Source organism: Streptomyces yokosukanensis, from assembly GCF_001514035.1.
Taxonomy (GTDB): Bacteria; Actinomycetota; Actinomycetes; order Streptomycetales; family Streptomycetaceae; genus Streptomyces; species Streptomyces yokosukanensis.
This window is the reverse complement of sequence record NZ_KQ948213.1, coordinates 10,922-31,448: the sequence shown is the minus strand read 5'-3', so window position 1 is coordinate 31,448 and position 20,527 is coordinate 10,922. Positions and strand designations below refer to the sequence as shown.

The following is a 20,527-nucleotide window of genomic DNA, read 5'->3' as shown; positions in this document are numbered from 1 at the left end:
TGAGCTTTGTACAGGGCCCGGCCGGCTCACCTATCGTGAGCCCATGCCGCGCGACACCCTCACCCTGGAGCAGATCGTCCGCACCGCCGTGGAACTGCTGGACGACGAGGGCCTCGAAGGCCTGAACATGCGCAGTCTGGGCAAGCGGCTGGGGGCCGCGGCGACCGCCGTCTACTGGCATGTGAAGAACAAGGACGACCTCGTGCTGCTCGCCTCGGACCGGGTGTGGCACGAGGTGGCACTGCCGGAGCTGGACGCGGCCGACTGGCGCGGCCCCGCCACTGTGATGGCCGACCGGCTGCACACGATGCTCGTACGGCATCCGTGGCTGGTGCAGGCGATGGGCTCCCATCTGCTCTACGGCGCCGGGAAGGCCCGTTACGACGACCATCTCCTCGGGGTCTTCGAGACGGCCGGGTTCACACCGGAGCAGGCGGATCGCGCCGCCGGCGCGGTGGTGACGTACGTCTTCGGCAACGCGCTCGGCGCGTCCACGATGGCGTCGCTGTCACGCAGACTGCGGCGGGCCGGCGAGGACGCCGAGGGGCGGTTCGAGGAGACGCTGGCCAAGGCGGCGGAGGCGGCGGGGCCGTTTCCGCGGCTGCGGGCGCGGCTGGGGACGGCGGCGGCCACGGGGTACGCGGACGCGCCCGACGGGACGTACGGGGTGGGACTGCGGGCGCTGCTGGCCGGGCTGCGGCCGGGCGGCGCGGACACCGCTCCCGGCACCGCAACCCCCTGACCGGCCCACCGCGCGCCCGCGGTCGCGGACGGACCGTCAGGCCCGGCCGAAGAGGCGTCCGGCCAGGTCGATCCCTGTCACCGTGCCGTCGGCCGCGCGGGAGAAGTAGCCCCGCTGCCCCTTCAGGCCGCCCTCGGTGACGAGGTACTCGTCGCCGTCCCCCGGCAGGAAGCCGATCTGCGCGGCCGGGTAGTCCGGCGGCATCTCCACGTCGGAGGCCGCGCGGATCTCCGGCTTGATGCCGACGGCGAGCGTGAGCCGGCCGTCCTCGTCGGCGATGTCGAGGTTCATCGCGTCGATCTCGTACCGCCCGGCGACCTCGCGCGCCCGCTCCTCCTCGTACGGCAGCGGCTCCGGTTCCCGCTCGACCACGCCGAGGTACAGCTCCAGCGCCCGCTTCAGCACCGCCTGGTTGAACTGGTAGCCGTCGGGGCCCGCGTTGGCCAGCGAGACGACGGCGAAGTCCCGCTCGGGCACCAGGAGCAGCTCGGCGAACTGTCCGTTGCCCGAGCCTCCGTGGCCGACCGTGCGCACGCCCTCCACGTCCCGCAGGAACCAGCAGATGCCGAAGGCGTCGCCGAGCGTGCTGGCGCGCAGTTCGACCGTGGGCTGCTTCATCCGGTCGAGCGCCTGGGCGGACAACAGGCCCTCCCCGTCGCCGAGTTGGAACCGGGCCCAGCGCAGCAGGTCGCTCGCCGAGGAGACGATGCCGCCGCCGGGGTTGTTGCCGCGCGTTCCGGCCCGCCACGCCTTCCAGGGGCGGGCGAGGGCCATGGTGCCGTCCTCGGCGCGGTTGTGGCCCGCGGCGAAGCGGCGGACCACGACCTCGTCCAGGTCGTAGACGGTGTCGGCCAGCCCGAGCGGCTCCAGGACCAGCTGGGCCACCGCCTTCTCGAACGGCAGCCCGGTGACGTTCTCCACGACCAGTCCCGCGAGGTTGTAGCCGGCCTGGCTGTAGGAGGCGCGGGCGCCGGGCGGGGCGATCACCGCCAGCCGGTCCAGCTGGGCGACCCAGGCGGCGAGCGAGCTGTCGGTCTCGTCGGCGTCGACGAGGTTCCAGTCCAGGCCCGAGGTGTGGTTGAGCAGGTTCAGCACGGTGATCCGGGCGGCGGTCTCCTCGTCGGCCAGGCGCAGCTCGGGGACGTACCGGCGGACCGGGGCGTCGAGGTCCACCTTGCCCTCGTCGACCAGGCGCATCAGCGCGGTCGCCGTGAAGCTCTTGCTGACCGAGGCCAGCGGGAAGAGCGTGTGCTCGTCGATGGGCAGGGGGTGGTCCACATGGGTCACACCGTGCGTGACATGGACCTCTTCACCGCCCGCCAGTACGGCGACGGCGACCCCCGGCACTGCGAACTCCTCCGCCGCGGCCTCGACGAACGCGGCCAGCAACGCCTGCTTCTCGGACATCCGGATCCCCCTCCTGGACACTTGAACTAAGTACAAGAAGGACTGTAGGGCTCCCCGGCAGGGCTCGCAAGACCTTTCCTGTACTTAGTTCAAGTCGGTTCGGGCGGAGGTCACGCCACCGGTACGCGCAGGGCGGCGAGCACCGGGAGATGGTCCGTGGCCGCGATCAGATCGGCCCGGGTCACGCCCGGCTGGCGCAACGGGACCCCGCAGCCGAGCACCTCGACGCCCTTCGTCGCGAAGACGGCGTCGATGCGCCGCGGGGGCCCACTGTGCGGCCAGGTGATCTCGCCGCCCCAGGGAGCCACCGCCCGGCAGTCCTGAAGGGCGCCGGAGAGCAGGCGGAAGGCGGGGCCGTCGGGGCCCTCGTTGAGGTCGCCGCCCGCGACGGCGTGCTCCACGCCCATCGCGGCGAGGCGGTCGAGGAGCATCCCGGCCTGCTCGCGGCGTTCGTCCTTCTGCAGGCTCAGATGGCAGCTGAGCACGCCCAGCCTGACGTCGCCGAATCGGACGACCGCGGTGGCGAGACCGCGCCGGTGCAGTCCGGGGGTGAGCGGGAGCAGGACGTCCTCGGTGTGCTCGATCGCGGCCCGCAGCGAGCAGAGGATCGCGGGGCCCGCGGCGGTGGCGCCGCCGGTGAGGACGACCTGGCCGCTTGCCGCGGCGAGCCGGGCGAGCTTCTTGCGCCAGCGGAAGAAGCGGGGGGCTTCCTGGACGAGGACCAGGTCGGGGGCGCAGGCGGTGATCACCCGGGCGAGGGCGGCGGTGTCGTCGCGCATCGAGCGGATGTTGTAGCTCAGGACGCGGAGGACGGGCGAACCATCGGACTCTGTGCGGGAGTTGGGGAGCAGCTCCATGCGGATCAATGTACGCCCAACAGCTCGGGGCGCGAGGATCGTACGCGACTGCCGGTGCGTTGCGGCTCGTCGCGCGGTTCCCCGCGCCCCTGGGTGAGTACGGCCGATGTCCGTTACATGATCGGGTCGGGCTCCCGGGCCAGGTCCGCCGCGCCCACCAGGCCCGCCTTGTTGCCCAGCTGGGCCGCGATGACGTCGGCCACCGGGCGCCAGTTGCCGCCGACCAGCCAGCGCTTGTAGGACTTGCGGATCGGGTCGAGCACCAGTTCGCCCTCGTCGGAGAGGCCGCCGCCGACGATGAACGCGGACGGGTCGAAGAGGGAGGCCAGGTCGGCCAGGCCCGCACCGGCCCAGCGGGCCAGCTCGCGGTAGGAGTCGACGGCGACCGGGTCGCCCTGGCGGGCGGCCATCGAGATGTGCTTGCCCTCGATGCCCTCGGGGGTGCCGTCGCCGAGCGAGAGCAGCAGCTCGGCGTGCTCGGGGGTGGCGTTGGCGCGCTGCTTGGCGTAGCGGACCAGGGCGCGGCCGGAGGCGTACTGCTCCCAGCAGCCCTGGGAGCCGCAGCCGCACAGCAGGCCGTCCGGGACCATGCGGATGTGACCGAACTCGGCGGCCACGCCGAAGTGCCCGCGGCGCAGCTTGTTGCCGATGATGATGCCGCCGCCGAGGCCGGTGCCGAGCGTGATGCAGATGACGTTGCGGTGGCCCTTGCCGGCGCCGAACTTGTACTCGCCCCACGCGGCGGCGTTGGCGTCGTTCTCGACCACGACCGGGAGGCCCACGCGGGCCTCGACCTTCTCCTTCAGCGGCTCCTGGCGCCAGTCGATGTTCGGCGCGAAGTACACCGTCGAGCGCTGTCGGTTCACATAGCCGGCCGCACCGATACCCACGCCGACGATCTCGTGCCCCACGCGTGCGCCCTCGACGGCAGCGGCGATGGCGTCCACGATGCCCTCGGGCGTGCCCGGGGTCGGCACCTGGTGGGTCGAGAGGATGTTGCCTTCCTCGTCGACCACACCGGCCGCGATCTTGGTGCCGCCGATGTCGACGCCGATGGTGAGTCCCATGAATCCCTCAGTTTCGGTCGAGCCCCGCTACGGCCAACCGTACCCGAGGCCCTGCCGGGGATCGGTTTCAGTCCAGGTCGATGCGCTCCCCCGGGCCGCCGCCGTCACCGCCGTCGCGCCGGTCGTCGCGCCACTCGTCGGCCAGGTCGGACGAACGGGCGGTCCAGCGGTGCTCCTGGGCCTGGACGGCGGATCGGTAGGCGGCGAGCAGCTCGCCGCCGGCCGCCGCGAGATGGTCGAAGACATCCGGGTTGCGCTCCACGACGGGCTCGACGGCGGCCTTGGCCTGCTGGACGACCTGGCGCACCACCTGCTGGGCGGCGGGTCCGGCGAGGCCGCCGAGGAGCGGTGACGACAGGCCGGACAGCTTGTCCGCCACCGTGTCCACGAGTCTCTTCAGCTCCTCCGCGGCCGAGCCCGGCTGCGGGCCCTGCTCGGCGCGGCGGCGGGCCTTCTCGGCGGCGAGATCCTCGGCACAGGCCGTGGCCCAGGCGTCGGCGTCGGTCGCCCGGCCCTGCTCCTCGGACATGTCGGTTGCGGGACGCTCTTCGCTCATGGCGGACTCCTGACGACGGTTCGCCTCTACGACGTTACCCGAACGGGCGTACCAGGTTCACCGTCCGCCGGTGGGCCACAGGCCGGGGTCCGGGGCGAACCGCACGCACAGTTCCCCGTCGCGCAGTCCGGCTCCGGCGACCGTGCAGCGACGCAGCGCGGAGGGCAGCGCGACGATCCGCCGAAACGGTCCCACGGTGATGACGAGTTCGTCGCCGCGCCGGATCAGATCCAGTTCGTCCCGTACGGCACCGGGCAGCGGAATGTGCCAGACCAGCACGCCGTCCTCGGCGATCCGGTCGGCCACGGGCCACTCGACCGGGGCGGGCACCGGATTGACGGACGGTGCGGCGAGCGCGGTGAGATCGTCGGCGCCGCGCGGGTCACGGCCGAGGTGCGGGACCAGGCGGACGTCGTACGACTGCTGCTGCCAGTCGGCGAGCGTCTTGCGCTGCTGGGCGAGGACTCCGGCGAGCCGGCTGTCCGGCTCGGCCTCGGGCAGGGCGCGGTTGGCGATCAGCACCTCGGTGGCCAGGCCGCGCAGGGCGAGGCCGAGGCGGGCGGCGCGTACGGCGTCGGCGCCGGCCGGGCCGGGTTCGGCGACCAGACGCACGGCGGTGTCGCGGTCGGTGAGGACGGCCTGCACGGCGGCCAGTTCGACGTCCCAGCGGGCCGCCGTCTCGTACAGCCAGTCGGCGGGCATGGGCACGCCGGCCAGTCGGCCGAGGACCGGGCGCAGGGCGCGGGCCGCCTGCCGCTCGGGCGGGAGCAGACGGCGCAGATAGCGGCGCAGCTCCTCGGGGAGTGCGAGCAGGGCGAGGGCCTGCGGGAGGGGTGGGAGGTCGACGACGAGAAGGTCGTAGCGCTCGCTGAGGGCGGCGTCCCGCAGGGCGCGCAGGAAGGACAGCTCCTCGGCGCCGGGGAGCGGGGTGACCTCCTCGGCGTCCAGGCGGGCGGCGCCGAGCAGGTCGAGGACGTTCGCGGCGCGGGTCTGGAAGGCGGTGAGGTCGTCACGGAACCGGGCGACCGCGTCGGGGCGCCAGGTGGTGAGGTGCGGCGCGGCCTTCTCGGGGGCCGGTCCCGTCACGGAGCCCAGCGCGGCACCAAGGGTGTCGGTGCGGTCGGCGCTCAGCACGAGGGTGCGGTTGCCCGCGCGGGCGGCGGTGAGCGCGGTGGCGGCGGCGATCGTCGTACGACCGCTGCCGCCGGGGCCCGTGATCAGGATGGTGCGCATGAGGGTGAACGGTACCGTCGCGCCCAAACGCGCGGGGGGCGCCTACTGCTCCCCCGACTCCACCCTCTTCTTCAGGCCCGCAAGGGCGCGGTCGATGATGACCTTCTCCGCCTTGCGCTTGATCATGCCGAGCATGGGGATCTTGACGTCCACCGTCAGAAGGTAGGTGACCTCGGTGCTGCCCGCGCCGACGGGCCTGAGGACGTACGAGCCGTCCAGGGAGCGGAGCATCTGGGACTTGACCAGGGTCCAGGAGACCTCGTCGGCGCCGGTCCAGGTGTAGGCCAGCGTCTGGTCGTCCTTGATCGCCCCCGCGTCCATGACGAGGCGGACCTCTTCCGCGCGGCCCTGGTCGTCGGTCTTGAGGACCTCCGCCTCCTTCACCTCGCCCGTCCAGTCCGGGTAGCGGGCGAAGTCGGCGATCACCCCCATGACGTCGGCCGGTGCCGCCTCGATCGTGATGCTCGAGCTGGTGTGTTCCGCCATCGCCGTGGCTCCTCCAGAAGCGGGCCGTACAGAGGTTGTCGTGCGCACGTGTGTGCAGCGTGAAGGCTACCGCGCCGCCGACCGGGCCCCTTCACCCCATGTCCCCGTACTTACCATTCGAGCGCCCAGGGCCGGCCCGTGCCCGCGAAGTGGCCCACGTTCACGCACTCCGTGGACCCGATCCGCATCCGCCGGGCCAGCGGCTGGTGCACGTGTCCGAAGAGCGAATAGCGGGGTTTCGTACGGCGGATGGCGTCCAGCAGGGCGCGGCTGCCGCGTTCGAATCGGCGGGCGACGGTGTCGTAGACCAGCTCGGGGACCTCCGGCGGGATGTGTGTGCACAGCACGTCGACCTCGCCGATCGCCTCGATCTTCGCCGCGTACTCCTCGTCACCGATCTCGTACGGGGTGCGCATGGGCGTCCTCAGGCCGCCGCCGACGAAACCGAAGGTCCGGCCGCCGATCTCGATCCGCTGCCCGTCGAGCACGGTGGTGCCGGGGCGGGCGTACTCCTGCCACAGGGGCGGCATGTCGACGTTGCCGTAGGTGGCGTACGTCGGGGTGGGGAACGCGGCGAACATCTCGGCGTACTGCTTGCGCACCGCCTTCTCTATGGCCCCCGCCCGGTCGGCGCCGATGCCGGCCCACAGCCGGGCACCGAACTCCCGCGCCTCCTCGAAGCGGCGGGCGGTGCGCAGCTCGACGATGCGGTCGGCGTTCTCCTTGCCGAACAGGTCCGGGAAGATGCCGCGCGAGTGGTCGGCGTAGTCGAGGAAGAGAACGAGGTCGCCGAGACAGATCAGGGCGTCGGCACCCTCCCCGGCCCGCGCCAGGTCACGGGCGTTTCCGTGCACGTCACTGACCACGTGGACGCGCGTCCGTCGGATGCCGGGGGGTGTGGATGCCATGGCGATCAAGAGTAGGCCTGTGCGGTGTGCGTGAACAGTGTCGGTCCCGCCTGCGGTTACTCGCCGGTCGGTTCAGCCGTGGACTACTGTGCGCCAAGGAACGCCAACGTGTGTGACGCAGCGAACATCTCGCTCGGACCCCCTGTCGGGAACGCCATACCGGCGGGTAACGTCCGGGCAGTCCAGTCGTGCTCTGGATTTCAACCACCGAAGCCCCGAGCACCAGCCCGAGCCTTGGACCGCACCGTCGCATCACACAGTGTCGTGGCGCCGGCGCCCTATGAGGAGCAGCAGTCTTGCGCGAGTTCAGCCTTCCGGCTTTGTACGAGGTCCCTGCCGACGGCAACCTGACCGACATCGTCCGCAGAAACGCCGCGCAGCACCCCGACGTCGCCGTCATCGCCCGCAAGGCCGGCGGGACCTGGCAGGACGTGACGGCCCGGGAGTTCCTGGCCGAGGTGCACACCGCCGCCAAGGGGCTCATCGCCGCCGGAGTGCAGCCGGGCGACCGGGTGGGCCTGATGTCCCGCACCCGCTACGAGTGGACGCTCATGGACTTCGCGATCTGGTGCGCGGGCGCGGTCACCGTGCCGGTGTACGAGACCAGCTCGCCGGAGCAGGTGCAGTGGATCCTGTCCGACTCGGGCGCGACGGCGTGCGTCGTGGAACTGCCGGGCCACACGGCGGCCGTGGAGTCGGTGCGCGAGACGCTGCCCGCCCTCAAGCACGTCTGGCAGATCGAGGCCGGCGGCGTGGAGGAGCTGGCGCGGCTCGGGCAGGACGTGTCGGACGAGACCGTCGAGGAGCGCTCCTCGCTCGCGCGGGCCGACGACCCGGCGACCATCGTGTACACGAGCGGGACGACCGGCCGCCCCAAGGGCTGTGTGCTCACCCACCGCAGCTTCTTCGCCGAGTGCGGCAACATCGTCGAGCGGCTGCGCCCCCTGTTCCGTACCGGCGAGTGCTCGGTGCTGCTCTTCCTGCCGCTCGCGCACGTCTTCGGCCGGCTCGTGCAGATCGCCCCGATGATGGCGCCGATCAAGCTGGGCTGCGTCCCGGACATCAAGCACCTCACCGACGAGCTGGCCGCGTTCCGGCCGACGCTGGTCCTCGGTGTCCCGCGCGTCTTCGAGAAGGTCTACAACTCGGCGCGCGCCAAGGCGCAGGCGGACGGCAAGGGCGCGATCTTCGACAAGGCCGCGGACACCGCGATCGCCTACAGCAAGGCGCTGGACAGCGCCTCCGGACCGTCGTTCGGCCTGAAGGTCAAGCACAAGGTCTTCGACAGGCTGGTCTACAGCAAGCTGCGCGCGGTCCTCGGCGGCCGGGGCGAGTACGCCATCTCCGGCGGCGCCCCGCTGGGCGAGCGGCTCGGCCACTTCTTCCGCGGCATCGGCTTCACGGTGCTGGAGGGCTACGGCCTGACCGAGTCCTGTGCGGCGACCGCGTTCAACCCCTGGGACCGGCAGAAGATCGGCACGGTCGGTCAGCCGCTGCCGGGCTCGGTGATCCGTATAGCGGACGACGGCGAGGTGCTGCTGCACGGCGAGCACCTGTTCAAGGAGTACTGGAACAACCCGGGCGCGACGGCCGAGGCGCTGGCCGACGGCTGGTTCCACACGGGCGACATCGGCACCCTGGACGAGGACGGCTACCTCAAGATCACCGGCCGGAAGAAGGAGATCATCGTCACGGCGGGCGGCAAGAACGTGGCGCCTGCGGTGATCGAGGACCGGATCCGGGCGCACGCGCTGGTCGCGGAGTGCATGGTGGTGGGCGACGGACGGCCGTTCGTGGGCGCGCTGGTCACCGTCGACGAGGAGTTCCTGGGCCGTTGGGCCGAGGAGCACGGCAAGCCGGCGGGGTCCACCGCGGCGTCGCTGAAGGACGACCCGGATCTGATCGCGGCGATCCAGGCGGCGGTCGACGACGGCAACGCCGCGGTGTCGAAGGCGGAATCGGTGCGGAAGTTCCGCATTCTGCCCTCCCAGTTCACGGAGGAGTCGGGCCATCTCACCCCGTCGCTGAAGCTCAAGCGGAGCGTGGTGGCCAAGGACTACACGGACGAGATCGAGGCGATCTACGCGAAGTAGTACGCCTGTTGACGGAGTGTCATGGCGCGGTGTCCTCGACGAGGACCCGCGCCATCGTGCGTTCGGCGAGGGCGGTGATGGTGACGAAGGGGTTCACGCCGATGTTGCCGGGCACGAGCGAGCCGTCGGTGACGTACAGCCGGTCGTATCCCTTGACCCTGCCGTAGTCGTCGGTGGCCTTCCCGAGGACGCAGCCGCCCAGCGGGTGGTAGGTGAAGTCGTCGGCGAAGACCTTGCTGCCCGAGCCGAACAGGTCGTAGCGGTAGATGGTCGCGTTGGCCAGGTTGATCCGGTCGAACAGCTTCTTGGCCATGCTCACCGACACCGCGCTCTGGGCGGCGGTCCAGCCGAGCTTCACCGCGCCGGAGGCGGAGTCGTAGGTGAAGGAGGCCCGTTCGGGGTTCTTGGTGATCGCGAGATACAGGCTGATCCAGTGCTCGAACCCCATGGGCAGCGGGGCGATCTCGGCGAAGACCGGGTTGTCGGCGTTGGCCCAGTCGTCGATGCCCATCACGGGCATGGTCGCCTCGTTGGCGCCGACGGTGTCCCAGACGTGGTTGGCGCGGCCGAGCATGGTGTTGCCGTTGGTGCCCCAGCCCGCGCCGACCGCGGAGTTCAGATCGGGCAGGGTGCCGGTGTCCCGGGCGCGGACGAGGAGTTCGGTGGTGCCGACGCTGCCGCCGCCGAGGAACAGATACGTGCAGCTGTACTGCTTGGTCTCGACGACCGCGCCGGTCGTGTCGATCCGGTCGACGGTCAGCACGTACGACCCGTCGCCCGCCCTGCTGAGGGACCTCACCTTCTCCAGCGTGTGGATGGTGACGTTGCCGGTGCCGAGGGCGGCGGCCCAGTAGGTCTTGTCGAGGCTGCGCTTGCCCTGGTTGTTGCCGTAGATGACCTCGCCGGCGAGCGCGGACTTCGTGGCCGTACCGGCGGCCTCCTGCTGCATGTAGCCGAAGTCGTAGACGTTCGGCACGAAGGTGGTCTTCAGGCCCGCGTTGCCGGCTGCCTTGCGGGAGGTGCGGGTGAACCGGTACCACTCGGTGGACTCGAACCACGCCGGGTCGATCGTGTTGACGCCCAGCATGGCGCGGGCGCGGGGGTAGTGGGTGCCGTACATCTCGTCGGCGTCCACGGTCGGGAACTGCTCGGTGAAGTACGACTTCACGGGCGTGACCGCCATGCCGCCGTTGACGAGGGAGCCGCCGCCGACGCCGCGGCCGACGTAGACGGACATGTTGTCGTAGTGGACGCGGTCCAGGACGCCGGGATAGGGGCCGATGTCCTTGTTGACCACGTCCAGCCAGAGGAAGGTGGCGAGCGGGGCCTCGGTGCGGGTGCGGAACCACATGGAGCGCTGGTCGGGGGCGGAGGTGGAGCAGAACACCTTGCCGTCGCTGCCGGCGGTGTTCCACAGGCGGCCCATTTCGAGGACGACGGTACGGATGCCGGCCTGGCCGAGACGGAGGGCGGCGACCGCGCCGCCGTAGCCGGAGCCGATCACGATGGCGGGCGCGGATTCGACGGCGTCGGGCTCGGCGGCGTGGGCGGACTGGAGGCCGATGCGGGTGAAGCCGAGGGCGGCCGCGGACTGCAGTGCGACCATGCCGAGGATGTGACGTCTTGTCAGCTGACGCTGCATCAGTTTTGCTGTCATGTGCGCAGCATGGGCGGACTATGAGGTTCCGCCAAGGGCTCCGCCGGGGGGCGGGGGCGCCGTCAGGGGTGCCGGGTGCGCTCCGTCGGCGGGTGCGGGTACATCGTGGCTGGTCGCGCAGTTCCCCGAGCCCCTTCAGGGTGTTTGCTCTACAGCAAGTTTTTAAGTTTCTCGGCGAGCAGGTCCCAGCGCCATCTCTCCTCGACCCACTGGCGGCCCCGCTCGCCCATGCGGCGGCGCAGCTCGGGGTCCTGGAGCAGCGGGACGATGCGGTCGGCCGCCGCCGCCGGGTCGCCGCCGCGGACGACCCAGCCGGTCTCGCCGTCCAGGACGGCGTCGGGGGCGCCGCCGGAGTCACCGGCCACGACCGGCAGTCCGGTCGCCGACGCCTCCAGGTAGACGATGCCGAGGCCCTCCACGTCCAGGCCGCCGCGGCGGGTGCGGCAGGGCATGGCGAAGACGTCACCGGCGCCGTAGTGGGCGGGCAGTTCGGACCAGGGGAGCGCGCCGGTGAAGCGGACCGAGGCCGCGACACCGCTCTCGCGGGCGAGGCGGCGCAGATCCCGCTCGTAGGGGCCGCCGCCGACGACGAGCAGGACGGTGTCGGGCTCGGCGGCGAGGATGCGGGGCATCGCCCGGATGAGGGTGTCCTGGCCCTTGCGGGGAACCAGCCGGGAGACGCAGACCACGACCGGGCGGTCGCTGAGGCCGAGGCGGGCGCGGACCTCGTCGCCGCCGGAGCCGGGGTGGAAGGTCTTCTCGTCCACCCCCGGCGGGAGCTGGACCATGCGGTCGGCCGCCGCCGGCGTGAGTGCCGTGGCGATCCTCGACCGCGTGTACTCGCCCAGATAAGTGATCGTGTCCGTCGCGTCACCGATGCGGCGCAGCAGCTGCCGCGCGGCGGGCAGCTGGGCCCAGCCGGCCTCGTGACCGTGGGTGGTGGCCACCAACCGCTCGGCCCCGGCCCTGCGCAGCGCCGGGGCCATGAGGCCGAGCGGGGCCGCCGCGCCGAACCACACGGAGGTGCACCCGTGCTCGCGCAGCAGCCCGACCGCCCGCCGGGTCGCCTGCGGGGTGGGCAGCAGCATGGTCGTACGGTCGCGTACGACGGTGAAGGGCTGCTCGGCGTCGAAGGCGGCCGTGGCCCGGGCGCCTTCCCGGCCGCGCTTCCAGGTGGAGGCGTAGACGACCAGCCGGTCGGGGTCCAGGCGGAGCGCCATGTTGTGCAGGAAGGCCTGGATGCCGCCCGGCCGGGGCGGGAAGTCGTTGGTGACGATCAGGGTCTTGTGCATCGCCGCCGACCCTACCGAACGGACCGTCCCGCGGCCGGGCGCGGCCGGGTCTGTGGCATGAGCACAGCCGGTCAGGACATCATGGTCCCGCGAAAGCGGACATCGAAGCGAACGTCGACGCGGGAATCGAACGGCAAGGGGAGCACGTGGAGACCAAAGGCGCCGGGCGGTCCCTGGCATGGCTGCTCGCGACCTGGGCCCTCACCCGTGCGGCGCTGCTGCTGTTCGTCTTCCAGGTGTACGCCTTCTCGGACCTGGACGTCACGTCCGACGTGTCGGTGACCTACCGGGGCTGGTACGAGGTGCTGCGCCAGGGCACGTTTCCGCTGGACGACGTGACCTGGCAGTACCCGCCGGCCGCCGCCCTCGCGATCCTCTCCCCCGCCGCCCTGCCGTTCCTGTCGTACGCGCACGCCTTCTTCCTGCTGGCGTTCCTCGCGGACGCGGTCGTCATGGCCCTGCTGCTGTATCCGCGCCGGCGCCCGGAGCGCTCGCTGCGCGGGGCCTGGGTGTGGCTGGCGGGTGTGCCGCTGCTCGGTCCGACGGTGTACGCCCGCTACGACGTGATGGTGACCGCGGTGGCCGTGGCGGCGCTGCTCGCCGGGGTCCGGCATCCCCGGGTGATGGGCGCGCTGACCGCGTTCGGGGCCCTGCTGAAGGTGTGGCCGGCGCTGCTGCTGGTCGGCTGCTTCCGGCGCCGCGCCTGGGCGTCGGCGGCGGTGACGGCGGCCGGGCTCGCGGCGCTGTTCGCGGTGTCCATGCCGGGCGCCTTCGCCTTCCTGACCTTCCAGCGCGAGCGGGGCACCGAGGTGGAGTCGCTGGGCGCCCTGGTCTTCCATGTGGCCCGGCACTTCGGCTGGCAGGGGCAGGTGCTGCTGAACTACGGCTCGATCGAGTTCCTCGGTCCGCATGTGGAGCAGGTCAGTACGGCGGCGCTGGCGCTGACCGGGGCCGCGTTCGGCTGGCTGCTGCTGTGGCGGCTGCGGGTGACCCGCAGGGAGCCGCACACGCTCGCGGAGGCGGCCTTCACCGCCGTCCTGCTGTTCACGGTCACCAGCCGGGTGATCAGCCCGCAGTACCTGGTGTGGCTGGTCGGCATGGCCGCGGTCTGCGTGTCGTTCCGGGCGAGCCGGATGGGGGCGCCCGCGCTGATGGTGGTGGCCGCGTCCTTCGTGACGGTCCTGGAGTTCCCGTTCGGCTTCGTGCACGTGGTGACGAGCGACCGCTACGGCGTGCTGCTGCTGGTGGTGCGCAACGGCCTGCTGGTCGCGGCCTCGGTCACGGCGGGCCGCCGGCTGTGGCGCTCGACCGTGCCCCCGGCCCCCGCGGCACCGCTGCCGCCCCGGCCGGCCCGGCCGCGCAAGGCGCCGGTCTCCCCCTGAGCGCCGCGCGTCGCTCAGCCGAGCTGGGACCTGACGTACTCGCGCCACTTGGCGGTGAACGCCTCCAGTGTGGTGCCGAGGACCTTCTTCAGCGCGTCCTCGACCGCGCCCGGCCGCTCCGCGTGGGCGCCGACGGCCCGGTAGAAGTCGCCGAGCCGGGCGGTGCCCCACTGCTCCGCGATCATCCGGCAGGCCAGCCAGCCCCCCTCGTAGGCCTGGGCCAGCTCGGTGGGGTCGCTGGTGAAGCCGAAGTCCTTGTCGGTGGGCAGGGCGGTCGGGGCGCGGCCGTCCTGGACGGCGCGGGTCAGTTCCGGCGCGGCCTCGGTCGGGGTGCGGCCGGTGTCGAGGTAGCCGATCCAGTCCGCATAGCCCTCGGAGAGCCACAGCGGGGTCGCGGCGGTGGTGGCCGCCCGGGTGGCCACATGGGTGGTCTCGTGGGTGAGCACCACCTGCTTGCCGAGGTCGCCGAGGGCGGCGTAGGCCTCCGGGTTGACGACCACCCGGTCCGCGGGCGCCTGGCCGGAGCCGCCCGCCTCGCCGGTGGTGACGGCGGCGATGCCCCGGTAGTTCGCGGCGGGCGAGCCGAGCAGGGCCCCCATGGCCGCGAGGGAGCCGGGCACGAGGACGACGACATGGCGGGTCCAGCCGGTCCCCCAGGCCCGGGAGACGGCCGGGACGGCGCGGTCGGCCAGCGTGGCGTACCCGTGCAGTTCGGCGGTGTCCCGGCCGGTGCCCAGCACCAGGCTGTGCGCGCCCCGCACGGCGGTCACCGGGCCCTGGTCCCACAGCTGCTGCCCGGTCTGCGCGGCGGGCCTGTCGGCGGTGACGGACCAGGTCCCGTCGGCGGCGCGGCCGAGGGTGAGGGTGCGGCGGGCGTCGACCGGGACCTTGTCGTACCCGGCGACCCGATAGCTCAGGTCGGCGTCGGCGGTGGCGCCGGAGGAGGTGCGGCGCACGGCGGTGACCCGGTAGGTCCAGGAGGACAGCGGGAGGGCCCGCAGCCGGGTGTACTCGGTCCGGGTGCCCGTCACCGCGTACGCCGCCTCGTCGTGGTCGAGGAGGGCGGCGGAGCGCCGGTCCAGCAGCTGCTGCACCTCGGTGCGGGCGGAGTCGGTGGCCGTCGGACGGCCGACGCACCCGGTCAGGGGCAGCAGCAGTACGAGCCCCGCGGCCCCGATGCTCCACACCCCTCTGCGACCGACCACTTCACGATCGTAACGGCGATCGACGCGATCAGGGCCGGGTGACCGAGGAGACCGGCATCATCCCCACGGGGTCGTAGCGCACCGCCGCTCCCGGATAGGGCGCGTGGATGACCTGGCCGTTGCCGACGTACATCCCCACGTGGCTGGCGTCGGAGCGGTAGATCACCAGGTCACCGGGGCGGGCCTGGGAGAGCGGGATCTGCCGGCCGGCGAAGCGCTGCTCCTGCGAGGTGCGCGGCAGCTGCATCCCGGCCTGCGCGTACGACCACTGCATCAGGCCCGAGCAGTCGAAGCCGACCGGACCGCTCGCGCCCCACACGTACGGACGGCCGAGGGCGGAGCGGGCGGCGGCCACCGCACCGGCGGCGCGGGCGTCGGGGGCGCCGGCGGTGATGAGGCCGGTCAGGTCGGGCAGGCCGAGGCGGCCGGAGTCGTCGGAGCGCGAGGCCCGGTCGAAGGCGGCGCGCTGGGCGGCCGGGAGCGCGTTGAGCAGCGTGCGGGCCTTGGCCAGCTTCTGCTCCACGGCCCGCTTGTGCGCGGCCACGGCCTTGCGGCTCTTCTCCAGCTCGGCGAGCTTCCCGGCCGTGGCCGTGCGCTCCTGGGCGAGTTCCCGCATCGCCGACTGCAACTCGCGCAGCCGGCCCTCCTGCTGGGTGCCGATGCGGTCGAGGGTGGTCGCCTTGTCGAGGTAGTCGGCGGGGTCGTCGGAGAAGAGCAGCGCGACGGTCGGGTCGATGGCGCCCGTGCGGTACTGGGCACCGGCCAGCGAACCGAGCTGTTCGCGCAGGGTGTTGACGTGCTGCTGCTGCCGGGCGATGAGGTCCTGGGCACCCCGCACCTCGCGGCGCAGCGTGTCCGCCCGCTCCTGGGCCTTGTCGAAGGCCTGGGTCGCCTTTTCGGCCTCCTGGTAGAGGCGGTCCACCTCGGCGCGGGTGTCGGCCTGCGGAGCCGCCTGGGCGGGTACGGCGCCGAGCGCGGCGGCCGCGGCCGACAGCATGCACAGGGCGACGGCGCCCCGGTCGAACCCGGAGGAGACAAAGCGGCGATGAGACCCCACGGCAGTCCTTCTGCTGGCGGACGAAGACTGCTTCCCCGGCGCCTGGGGACGGGGAGGCCCCGGCGCCGGGGAAACGCGGCAGACAGTAGCCGTGCGCAGGGGCCGTGACCAAAGACCGCGGTGGCAACTCACAGTGACGCCCCGCCGCTCACGCAGGTGGCAGACGGGGCGTGGAGTCAGTTCCGGTCCAGATGATTCGCCCGTTCGGGCGCCCCCATGTCAGCGTTTCTCGCGCGGTCGCGGGGGTATCAGACCGGGTTTCACCGACGTGCCGGACCGGGTCTTCGGGAGGGTGCCCGGACCCGCGTCAGACGCGGACGCCGAACTGGAACGGCATGTCGGACATCGTCTCGTAGCGGACCACGGCACCGGTGTGCGGGGCGTGCAGCACCTGGCCGTTGCCGGCGTACAGACCCACGTGGTGCAGGTCGCCGTAGAAGAACACCAGGTCGCCGACCTGGAGGTCGTTGGCCGAGCCGATCCGGGTCCCTATGTTCGCCTGCTGCTCCGAGGTGCGCGGGATGGAGATGCCGGCCTGGGCATAGGCCCAGGAGGTCAGGCCCGAGCAGTCGTAGGAGGCGGTGCCGGTGGCGCCGTAGACGTAGGGCTTGCCGATCTGGCTCTGGGCGGCGGAGAAGGCCGCCGCGGCACGGCCGGAGGCCGGCGGGGTGTCGCCGAGGTTCACGCGCGCGCTGGAGGAGCGGTCGGCGCGCTGCTGCTGAGCGGCCAGCTCCTGCTTCTCCTTGGCCGTCAGGGTGTTGAGGAGCTTCTGCGCCTCGGCGAGCTTGCCCTGGACTTCCTTCTTCTTCTGCTCCAGCTGGGTACGCGTGGAGGAGAGGTCCTTGAGCTTCTCGGTGGCTTCCGACCGCTCCTGGGCGAGTTCGCGCTGTTTGTCCTGAATCTTCTTCAGCGCGTCGACCTGCTGGGCGCTCAACTGGTCGAGCGTGGAGGCCTTGTCGAGGAAGTCGTCCGGGTTGGAGGACAGGAAGAGCTGGACCGAGGGGTCGATGCCGCCCGAGCGGTACTGCGAGGTGGCCAGCGAACCCAGGCCGTCGCGCAGTTTGTTGAGGTCTTCCTGACCTCGGGCGACATTGTCCTGGATCGTGGAGATTTCCTTCTGCAGCTTCTGCTGCTTCTCCTTCGCCCCGTTGAACTTCTCGGTGGCCTGCTCGGCCCCCTGGTAGAGGTTGTCGACCTTGGCCTTGACCTGGTCCTTGCTGAGCTTCTCGCTCGGCGCGGCGTTGGCGGCGTTCGCGCTCAGCACGACAGCAGCGGCGGCGGCGGTGGTCAGCACGGTCACGCGTGCGCGACTCTGCTGCTTGGGTCGACGGTGGGACGCCACGGAGGACGAACTCCTTCTCGTGAGTGAGTGAGCAATCACCCGTTCGGAGGTTCGAGCCCAGACCCTAGTGACCCAGCTGCGATCAGTTCAAATCCTCACACTAAAAAATCCCGTCACACAATGCATTCTTTGCACACAACCCACAGGGCGTGATGCTCGATTGACACTACGTTGCGTGACGATACGGTCAATTCGGGCAATGCTTGTGCCCGTTGGACCTTCAGGACAGACGCTTGAGAAGCACCGCGGACGCGACCGGACGGGCACCCGCCTTGGCGACCCCGTCGGCCACCTCACGGTCGGTGGAGGCGACGATGACCGGACGGCCCGGCGGCTCCGCGCGCACGAGTTGGCGGATCAGCTCGTCCGCCGTGACCCCCGGCTTGGAGAACAGCACCCGCACCCCGCGCGGCGGCGCGAGCAGCACCGGCGCGGCCAGTTCGGCGCCGTCGAAGACACAGGTCACCTCGGCGCCGGTCTGCGCGGCGAGCGCGGAGAGCTGGCCGAGCAGCCGCAGCCGCTGCTTCTCCAGCGGCATCTGCGGATAGCCGGTCTTGGTGACGTTGTAGCCGTCGACCACCAGATGCGCCTGGGGCAGCGCGAGCAGCTGGTCGAGAATGGCCGGATCGTTCTCGGACAGGGCGCGCGCGGCGATGTCCTTCGGTGTCATACGGCCCGGTTCGACCGCGTCCACGGTCTCGGCGGGCCGCACGGACACGGGCGGCAGCGCGAGCTCACGCCTGAGGCCCTGGGCCGCGTCCAGCAGGGTGTCCAGCAGCAGCCGCACCCGCATGTCCTCCACGCTGCGCCCCTCGCGGGCCGCCCGGCGGGTGGCCTCCAGCGCGGCCTCGGCCTCGCCGAGACGGGCCTTGAGCCGACGGGACTCGCTCTCGGTGGCGGACACCTGTGCCTGCGCCTCGGCCCGTACGGCGTCCATCTCGCCCTGCGCCTTGCGCAGCGCGGCCTCGCCCCGCTTGACGTCGCTGAGCGCGGCACGGAGCTTGCGGTGAAGCGATTCCGCGTCCTTCTTCGCCGACTCCAGCTCCGAGCGCAGCCGTTCGGTCTCGGCACGGGTGTCGTCGCGGGCCTGGGCCAGCTCGGCGCGCAGCCGCTCCAGTTCGGCCCGGCTCTCGTCGTCCGCACGCTCGGCGTCCGCGCGCTGGGCCTCCTCGCCGGCCGCGGTGACCAGCTTCACCCAGCCCGCCGGACGCAGTACGTAGGCCGCGGCCGCCACGTCGAGCGGGTCCGCGGCCGGAGGCGGGGAGCCGGAGTCCAGGGCGCCGGTGAGTTCCGGCTGGGCCTCTCTGAGCTTCTCCCCGATCCGCTGCCGGAACAGCGCATCGGTCTCCAGGGCCGCCGCCATCGCGTTCCCGGCGAACTTCGCCCGGCGACTGGGGGTGAACCGGGCGTACTGCCTCAGCTGGGCGGGCAGCTCCGCCATGGTCAGCGAGCCGAAACCGTCCGAGACGATCTGCACGACCCGCCGGCGCACGCCGTCGGGCAGCGGACGGTCAAGCACCTCAGCGGTGCCGTCGCCCGGCCCCCCGCCTGCGGTCTCCACCATCCGTCACACCCCACTACTTCACTTCCACGGGGCCGCTCCGCTCAGGAGCCGGCACCCGGCCTGTCCACGAGTTCCACCTGGTCCACCGCGTTGCACCAGCGGCACCGCACCGACTCGATGGTCTCACCGACCACCTCGCGCTCCTCCACCGTCGGCTCACCCGCAAGATCGAGATGGACGTACTCGACGACCTTCGACGAGCGCGTCACGTCGAACCGGGTGAGATTGCCGCACAGGGTGCAACGCCATCGGGTGGTCGCGGTCGGCAGGGGAACCGTCATCGTGGCTGTCCGCATCCTTTTCGTTGTCGCTCGTTGTCGCTCGTTGTCGCTCGTTCTCGCTGTCCGCGCCGCCGGCCGACGGCGTGTGGCGGTAACCCTACGGCCTGGCGGGGAGTCGCCGCTGGTCTGTTCACGGCGGCGAGGCGGTCTGTCAGCTTGCGTCCCGTTACGTCATGCTCTGTGTTCATGATCAGCGCGTGGAGCACGGCGACCGGCAAGGCCCTGCGAGCGGCCCGGAGCGCCTCGGCACCCCTGACGTACGGCCTCATCGCCCTGTGCTGTCTGCTCTTCGTCCTCGGCCCCGCCTCGGGTCTCACACCGGGATACGGCACCGGGGACGCGCTGCTCGCCGCGCAGCGGGCGTACTTCCGGCGCTGGGGTGTGGTCCCCGCCGAGCTGTTCGCCCGGCCGGTGCGCGAGGCCCTGACCCCCGCCACGGCCCTGTTCGTGCACGGCAGCTGGGTGCATCTGCTCGGCAACATGCTCTTCCTCTTCGTCTTCGGCGCGATGACCGAGGAACGGATGGGCCGGGTCGAGTTCAGCCTCTTCTACCTCGGCTGCGGCTACCTGGCCCTGCTGGGCTACGCGGCCGCCAATGCCACCTCCGAACAGTCGCTGGTCGGCGCCTCCGGGGCGATCTCCGCGGTCCTCGGAGCGTTCCTCTACCTGTTCCCCCGCGCCCGTGTGACCAGTCTTCTCCCGTTCCTGTTCTTCCTGCCGGTGCGGTTTCCCGCGTGGGTGGTGCTGCCGTTCTGGGCGGCCCTGCAGTGGGCGGCGGCCGGGCAGACCTCCGCCGGTCCGGGAGTGGCGTATCTGGCCCATCTGGTCGGCTTCGGCCTCGGCTTCGGCTACGCGTGGGTCCGCTACGGCCGTGCGGCTAGAGTGAACTGCGCCCCAGCTCCGGCACCCGAGGGAGAGAACCAGCCGTGATCACCGCGATCGTCCTCATCAAGACCAGCGTGGACCGGATCCCCGAGATCGCGGAGCAGATCGCCGCGCTGGAGAGCGTCAGCGAGGTCTTCTCGGTCACCGGCACCTACGATCTGATCGCCATGGTCCGGGTCCGCCGGCACGAGGACCTGGCCGAGGTCATCCCCAGCCGGATCAGCAAGATCCCCGGCGTGGAGGCCACCGACACGCACGTCGCGTTCCGCACGTACTCCCAGCACGACCTGGAAGCGGCGTTCTCGATCGGTCTGGACAACTAGGGGCTGTCCGATGGGTCCGGCCGGGTGTCGGAGCGGTGCCTTCTCAGTGCGGCTGAGCGGGGTCTGGTGCGTGCGATCGCAAGGCGGAGGAGGGAGTCGACGGTGGGGGTCCCCCCGCGCGAGCGCAGTCGAGCGTGGGGGAGCGTCGGCGAGTGACGACAACGCGGCTGGGGGCACCCCCTCTGGGGGA

19 protein-coding genes are annotated in these 20,527 nt (G+C 71.8%); 5 read left to right on the top strand and 14 right to left on the bottom strand.

The window, feature by feature from the left end; genetic code table 11:
• The first annotated feature begins 43 nt into the window (after positions 1 to 43).
• Positions 44 to 742: a TetR/AcrR family transcriptional regulator gene (locus AQI95_RS20095; RefSeq protein ID WP_067125170.1), complete on the top strand. Its 699-nt coding sequence runs from the start codon at positions 44 to 46 to the stop codon at positions 740 to 742.
• 36 nt (positions 743 to 778) lie between these two features.
• Here the strand turns inward: AQI95_RS20095 and AQI95_RS20090 are convergent, their stop codons facing one another.
• From AQI95_RS20090 to AQI95_RS20060, 7 genes are all read right to left on the bottom strand, one after another.
• Positions 779 to 2,149, bottom strand: coding sequence for a serine hydrolase domain-containing protein (locus AQI95_RS20090; protein WP_067125168.1), 1,371 nt, complete (start codon positions 2,147 to 2,149; stop codon positions 779 to 781).
• Positions 2,150 to 2,259: 110 nt separating this feature from the next.
• Entirely contained in the window at positions 2,260 to 3,006 is a 747-nt protein-coding gene (locus AQI95_RS20085) for an endonuclease/exonuclease/phosphatase family protein (protein ID WP_067125166.1), read from the bottom strand.
• Between the two features lie 113 nt (positions 3,007 to 3,119).
• A complete protein-coding gene (locus tag AQI95_RS20080) occupies positions 3,120 to 4,073 on the bottom strand; it encodes an ROK family glucokinase (protein ID WP_067125164.1) in 954 nt (317 codons plus the stop codon).
• A 67-nt stretch (positions 4,074 to 4,140) separates the two neighbouring features.
• On the bottom strand, positions 4,141 to 4,629 hold the full coding sequence (locus tag AQI95_RS20075; protein WP_067125161.1) for a DUF5304 family protein: 489 nt from the start codon (positions 4,627 to 4,629) through the stop codon (positions 4,141 to 4,143).
• A gap of 57 nt (positions 4,630 to 4,686) precedes the next feature.
• Positions 4,687 to 5,862: an ArsA family ATPase gene (locus AQI95_RS20070; RefSeq protein ID WP_067126262.1), complete on the bottom strand. Its 1,176-nt coding sequence runs from the start codon at positions 5,860 to 5,862 to the stop codon at positions 4,687 to 4,689.
• 42 nt (positions 5,863 to 5,904) lie between these two features.
• A complete protein-coding gene (locus AQI95_RS20065) occupies positions 5,905 to 6,348 on the bottom strand; it encodes an SRPBCC family protein (RefSeq protein WP_067125159.1) in 444 nt (147 codons plus the stop codon).
• A gap of 110 nt (positions 6,349 to 6,458) precedes the next feature.
• Positions 6,459 to 7,256, bottom strand: a complete 798-nt coding sequence (locus AQI95_RS20060; RefSeq protein WP_067125157.1) for a metallophosphoesterase family protein — start codon at positions 7,254 to 7,256, stop codon at positions 6,459 to 6,461.
• 296 nt (positions 7,257 to 7,552) lie between these two features.
• On the opposite strand from AQI95_RS20060, the gene AQI95_RS20055 reads away from it, so the two are divergent.
• On the top strand, positions 7,553 to 9,349 hold the full coding sequence (locus tag AQI95_RS20055; protein WP_067125155.1) for an AMP-dependent synthetase/ligase: 1,797 nt from the start codon (positions 7,553 to 7,555) through the stop codon (positions 9,347 to 9,349).
• 19 nt (positions 9,350 to 9,368) lie between these two features.
• Here AQI95_RS20055 and AQI95_RS20050 read toward each other — a convergent pair whose 3' ends face one another.
• Together AQI95_RS20050 and AQI95_RS20045 are read right to left on the bottom strand one after the other, a co-directional pair.
• Positions 9,369 to 11,006, bottom strand: a complete 1,638-nt coding sequence (locus AQI95_RS20050; protein ID WP_425264889.1) for a GMC oxidoreductase — start codon at positions 11,004 to 11,006, stop codon at positions 9,369 to 9,371.
• 149 nt (positions 11,007 to 11,155) lie between these two features.
• Entirely contained in the window at positions 11,156 to 12,298 is a 1,143-nt protein-coding gene (locus AQI95_RS20045) for a glycosyltransferase family 4 protein (RefSeq protein ID WP_067125151.1), read from the bottom strand.
• Between the two features lie 146 nt (positions 12,299 to 12,444).
• Here AQI95_RS20045 and AQI95_RS20040 point away from each other — a divergent pair, with 146 nt between their 5' ends.
• The gene (locus AQI95_RS20040) at positions 12,445 to 13,680 is read left to right on the top strand and encodes a glycosyltransferase 87 family protein (RefSeq protein WP_067125149.1); all 1,236 of its coding nucleotides are present in this window, start codon (positions 12,445 to 12,447) and stop codon (positions 13,678 to 13,680) included.
• Positions 13,681 to 13,694: 14 nt separating this feature from the next.
• Here AQI95_RS20040 and AQI95_RS20035 read toward each other — a convergent pair whose 3' ends face one another.
• From AQI95_RS20035 to AQI95_RS20015, 5 genes are all read right to left on the bottom strand, one after another.
• Positions 13,695 to 14,885 (bottom strand): hypothetical protein, encoded by a 1,191-nt coding sequence (locus tag AQI95_RS20035; RefSeq protein ID WP_244188797.1) that lies wholly within the window; start codon positions 14,883 to 14,885, stop codon positions 13,695 to 13,697.
• A gap of 28 nt (positions 14,886 to 14,913) precedes the next feature.
• Positions 14,914 to 15,942 carry a C40 family peptidase gene (locus tag AQI95_RS20030; protein WP_208614224.1) on the bottom strand — a complete coding sequence of 343 codons (1,029 nt, stop codon included), beginning with the start codon at positions 15,940 to 15,942 and terminating at the stop codon, positions 14,914 to 14,916.
• Positions 15,943 to 16,249: 307 nt separating this feature from the next.
• Complete coding sequence (locus AQI95_RS20025; RefSeq protein WP_067125147.1) at positions 16,250 to 17,284, bottom strand: C40 family peptidase; 1,035 nt, start codon at positions 17,282 to 17,284, stop codon at positions 16,250 to 16,252.
• A gap of 220 nt (positions 17,285 to 17,504) precedes the next feature.
• Positions 17,505 to 18,848 (bottom strand): NYN domain-containing protein, encoded by a 1,344-nt coding sequence (locus AQI95_RS20020; RefSeq protein WP_067125144.1) that lies wholly within the window; start codon positions 18,846 to 18,848, stop codon positions 17,505 to 17,507.
• Positions 18,849 to 18,889: 41 nt separating this feature from the next.
• Positions 18,890 to 19,129 carry a hypothetical protein gene (locus tag AQI95_RS20015; protein ID WP_067125142.1) on the bottom strand — a complete coding sequence of 80 codons (240 nt, stop codon included), beginning with the start codon at positions 19,127 to 19,129 and terminating at the stop codon, positions 18,890 to 18,892.
• 186 nt (positions 19,130 to 19,315) lie between these two features.
• Between AQI95_RS20015 and AQI95_RS20010 the strand changes: the two genes are divergently transcribed.
• Both AQI95_RS20010 and AQI95_RS20005 read left to right on the top strand, forming a co-directional pair.
• Complete coding sequence (locus AQI95_RS20010; RefSeq protein ID WP_079071389.1) at positions 19,316 to 20,059, top strand: rhomboid family intramembrane serine protease; 744 nt, start codon at positions 19,316 to 19,318, stop codon at positions 20,057 to 20,059.
• Entirely contained in the window at positions 20,056 to 20,337 is a 282-nt protein-coding gene (locus AQI95_RS20005; RefSeq protein ID WP_067125140.1) for an Lrp/AsnC family transcriptional regulator, read from the top strand. Before AQI95_RS20010 ends, AQI95_RS20005 begins: the two co-directional genes overlap by 4 nt.
• Positions 20,338 to 20,527 lie beyond the last annotated feature (190 nt).

Excerpts from the sequence above, each read along its gene's own strand:
- AQI95_RS20095 (WP_067125170.1), top strand. The coding sequence starts at position 44 with ATGCCGCGCGACACCCTCACCCTGGAGCAGATCGTCCGCACCGCCGTG.
- AQI95_RS20090 (WP_067125168.1), bottom strand. The coding sequence starts at position 2,149 with ATGTCCGAGAAGCAGGCGTTGCTGGCCGCGTTCGTCGAGGCCGCGGCG.
- AQI95_RS20085 (WP_067125166.1), bottom strand. The coding sequence starts at position 3,006 with ATGGAGCTGCTCCCCAACTCCCGCACAGAGTCCGATGGTTCGCCCGTC.
- AQI95_RS20080 (WP_067125164.1), bottom strand. The coding sequence starts at position 4,073 with ATGGGACTCACCATCGGCGTCGACATCGGCGGCACCAAGATCGCGGCC.
- AQI95_RS20075 (WP_067125161.1), bottom strand. The coding sequence starts at position 4,629 with ATGAGCGAAGAGCGTCCCGCAACCGACATGTCCGAGGAGCAGGGCCGG.
- AQI95_RS20070 (WP_067126262.1), bottom strand. The coding sequence starts at position 5,862 with ATGCGCACCATCCTGATCACGGGCCCCGGCGGCAGCGGTCGTACGACG.
- AQI95_RS20065 (WP_067125159.1), bottom strand. The coding sequence starts at position 6,348 with ATGGCGGAACACACCAGCTCGAGCATCACGATCGAGGCGGCACCGGCC.
- AQI95_RS20060 (WP_067125157.1), bottom strand. The coding sequence starts at position 7,256 with ATGGCATCCACACCCCCCGGCATCCGACGGACGCGCGTCCACGTGGTC.
- AQI95_RS20050 (WP_425264889.1), bottom strand. The coding sequence starts at position 11,006 with ATGACAGCAAAACTGATGCAGCGTCAGCTGACAAGACGTCACATCCTC.
- AQI95_RS20045 (WP_067125151.1), bottom strand. The coding sequence starts at position 12,298 with ATGCACAAGACCCTGATCGTCACCAACGACTTCCCGCCCCGGCCGGGC.
- AQI95_RS20020 (WP_067125144.1), bottom strand. The coding sequence starts at position 18,848 with ATGGTGGAGACCGCAGGCGGGGGGCCGGGCGACGGCACCGCTGAGGTG.
- AQI95_RS20015 (WP_067125142.1), bottom strand. The coding sequence starts at position 19,129 with ATGACGGTTCCCCTGCCGACCGCGACCACCCGATGGCGTTGCACCCTG.
- AQI95_RS20010 (WP_079071389.1), top strand. The coding sequence starts at position 19,316 with ATGATCAGCGCGTGGAGCACGGCGACCGGCAAGGCCCTGCGAGCGGCC.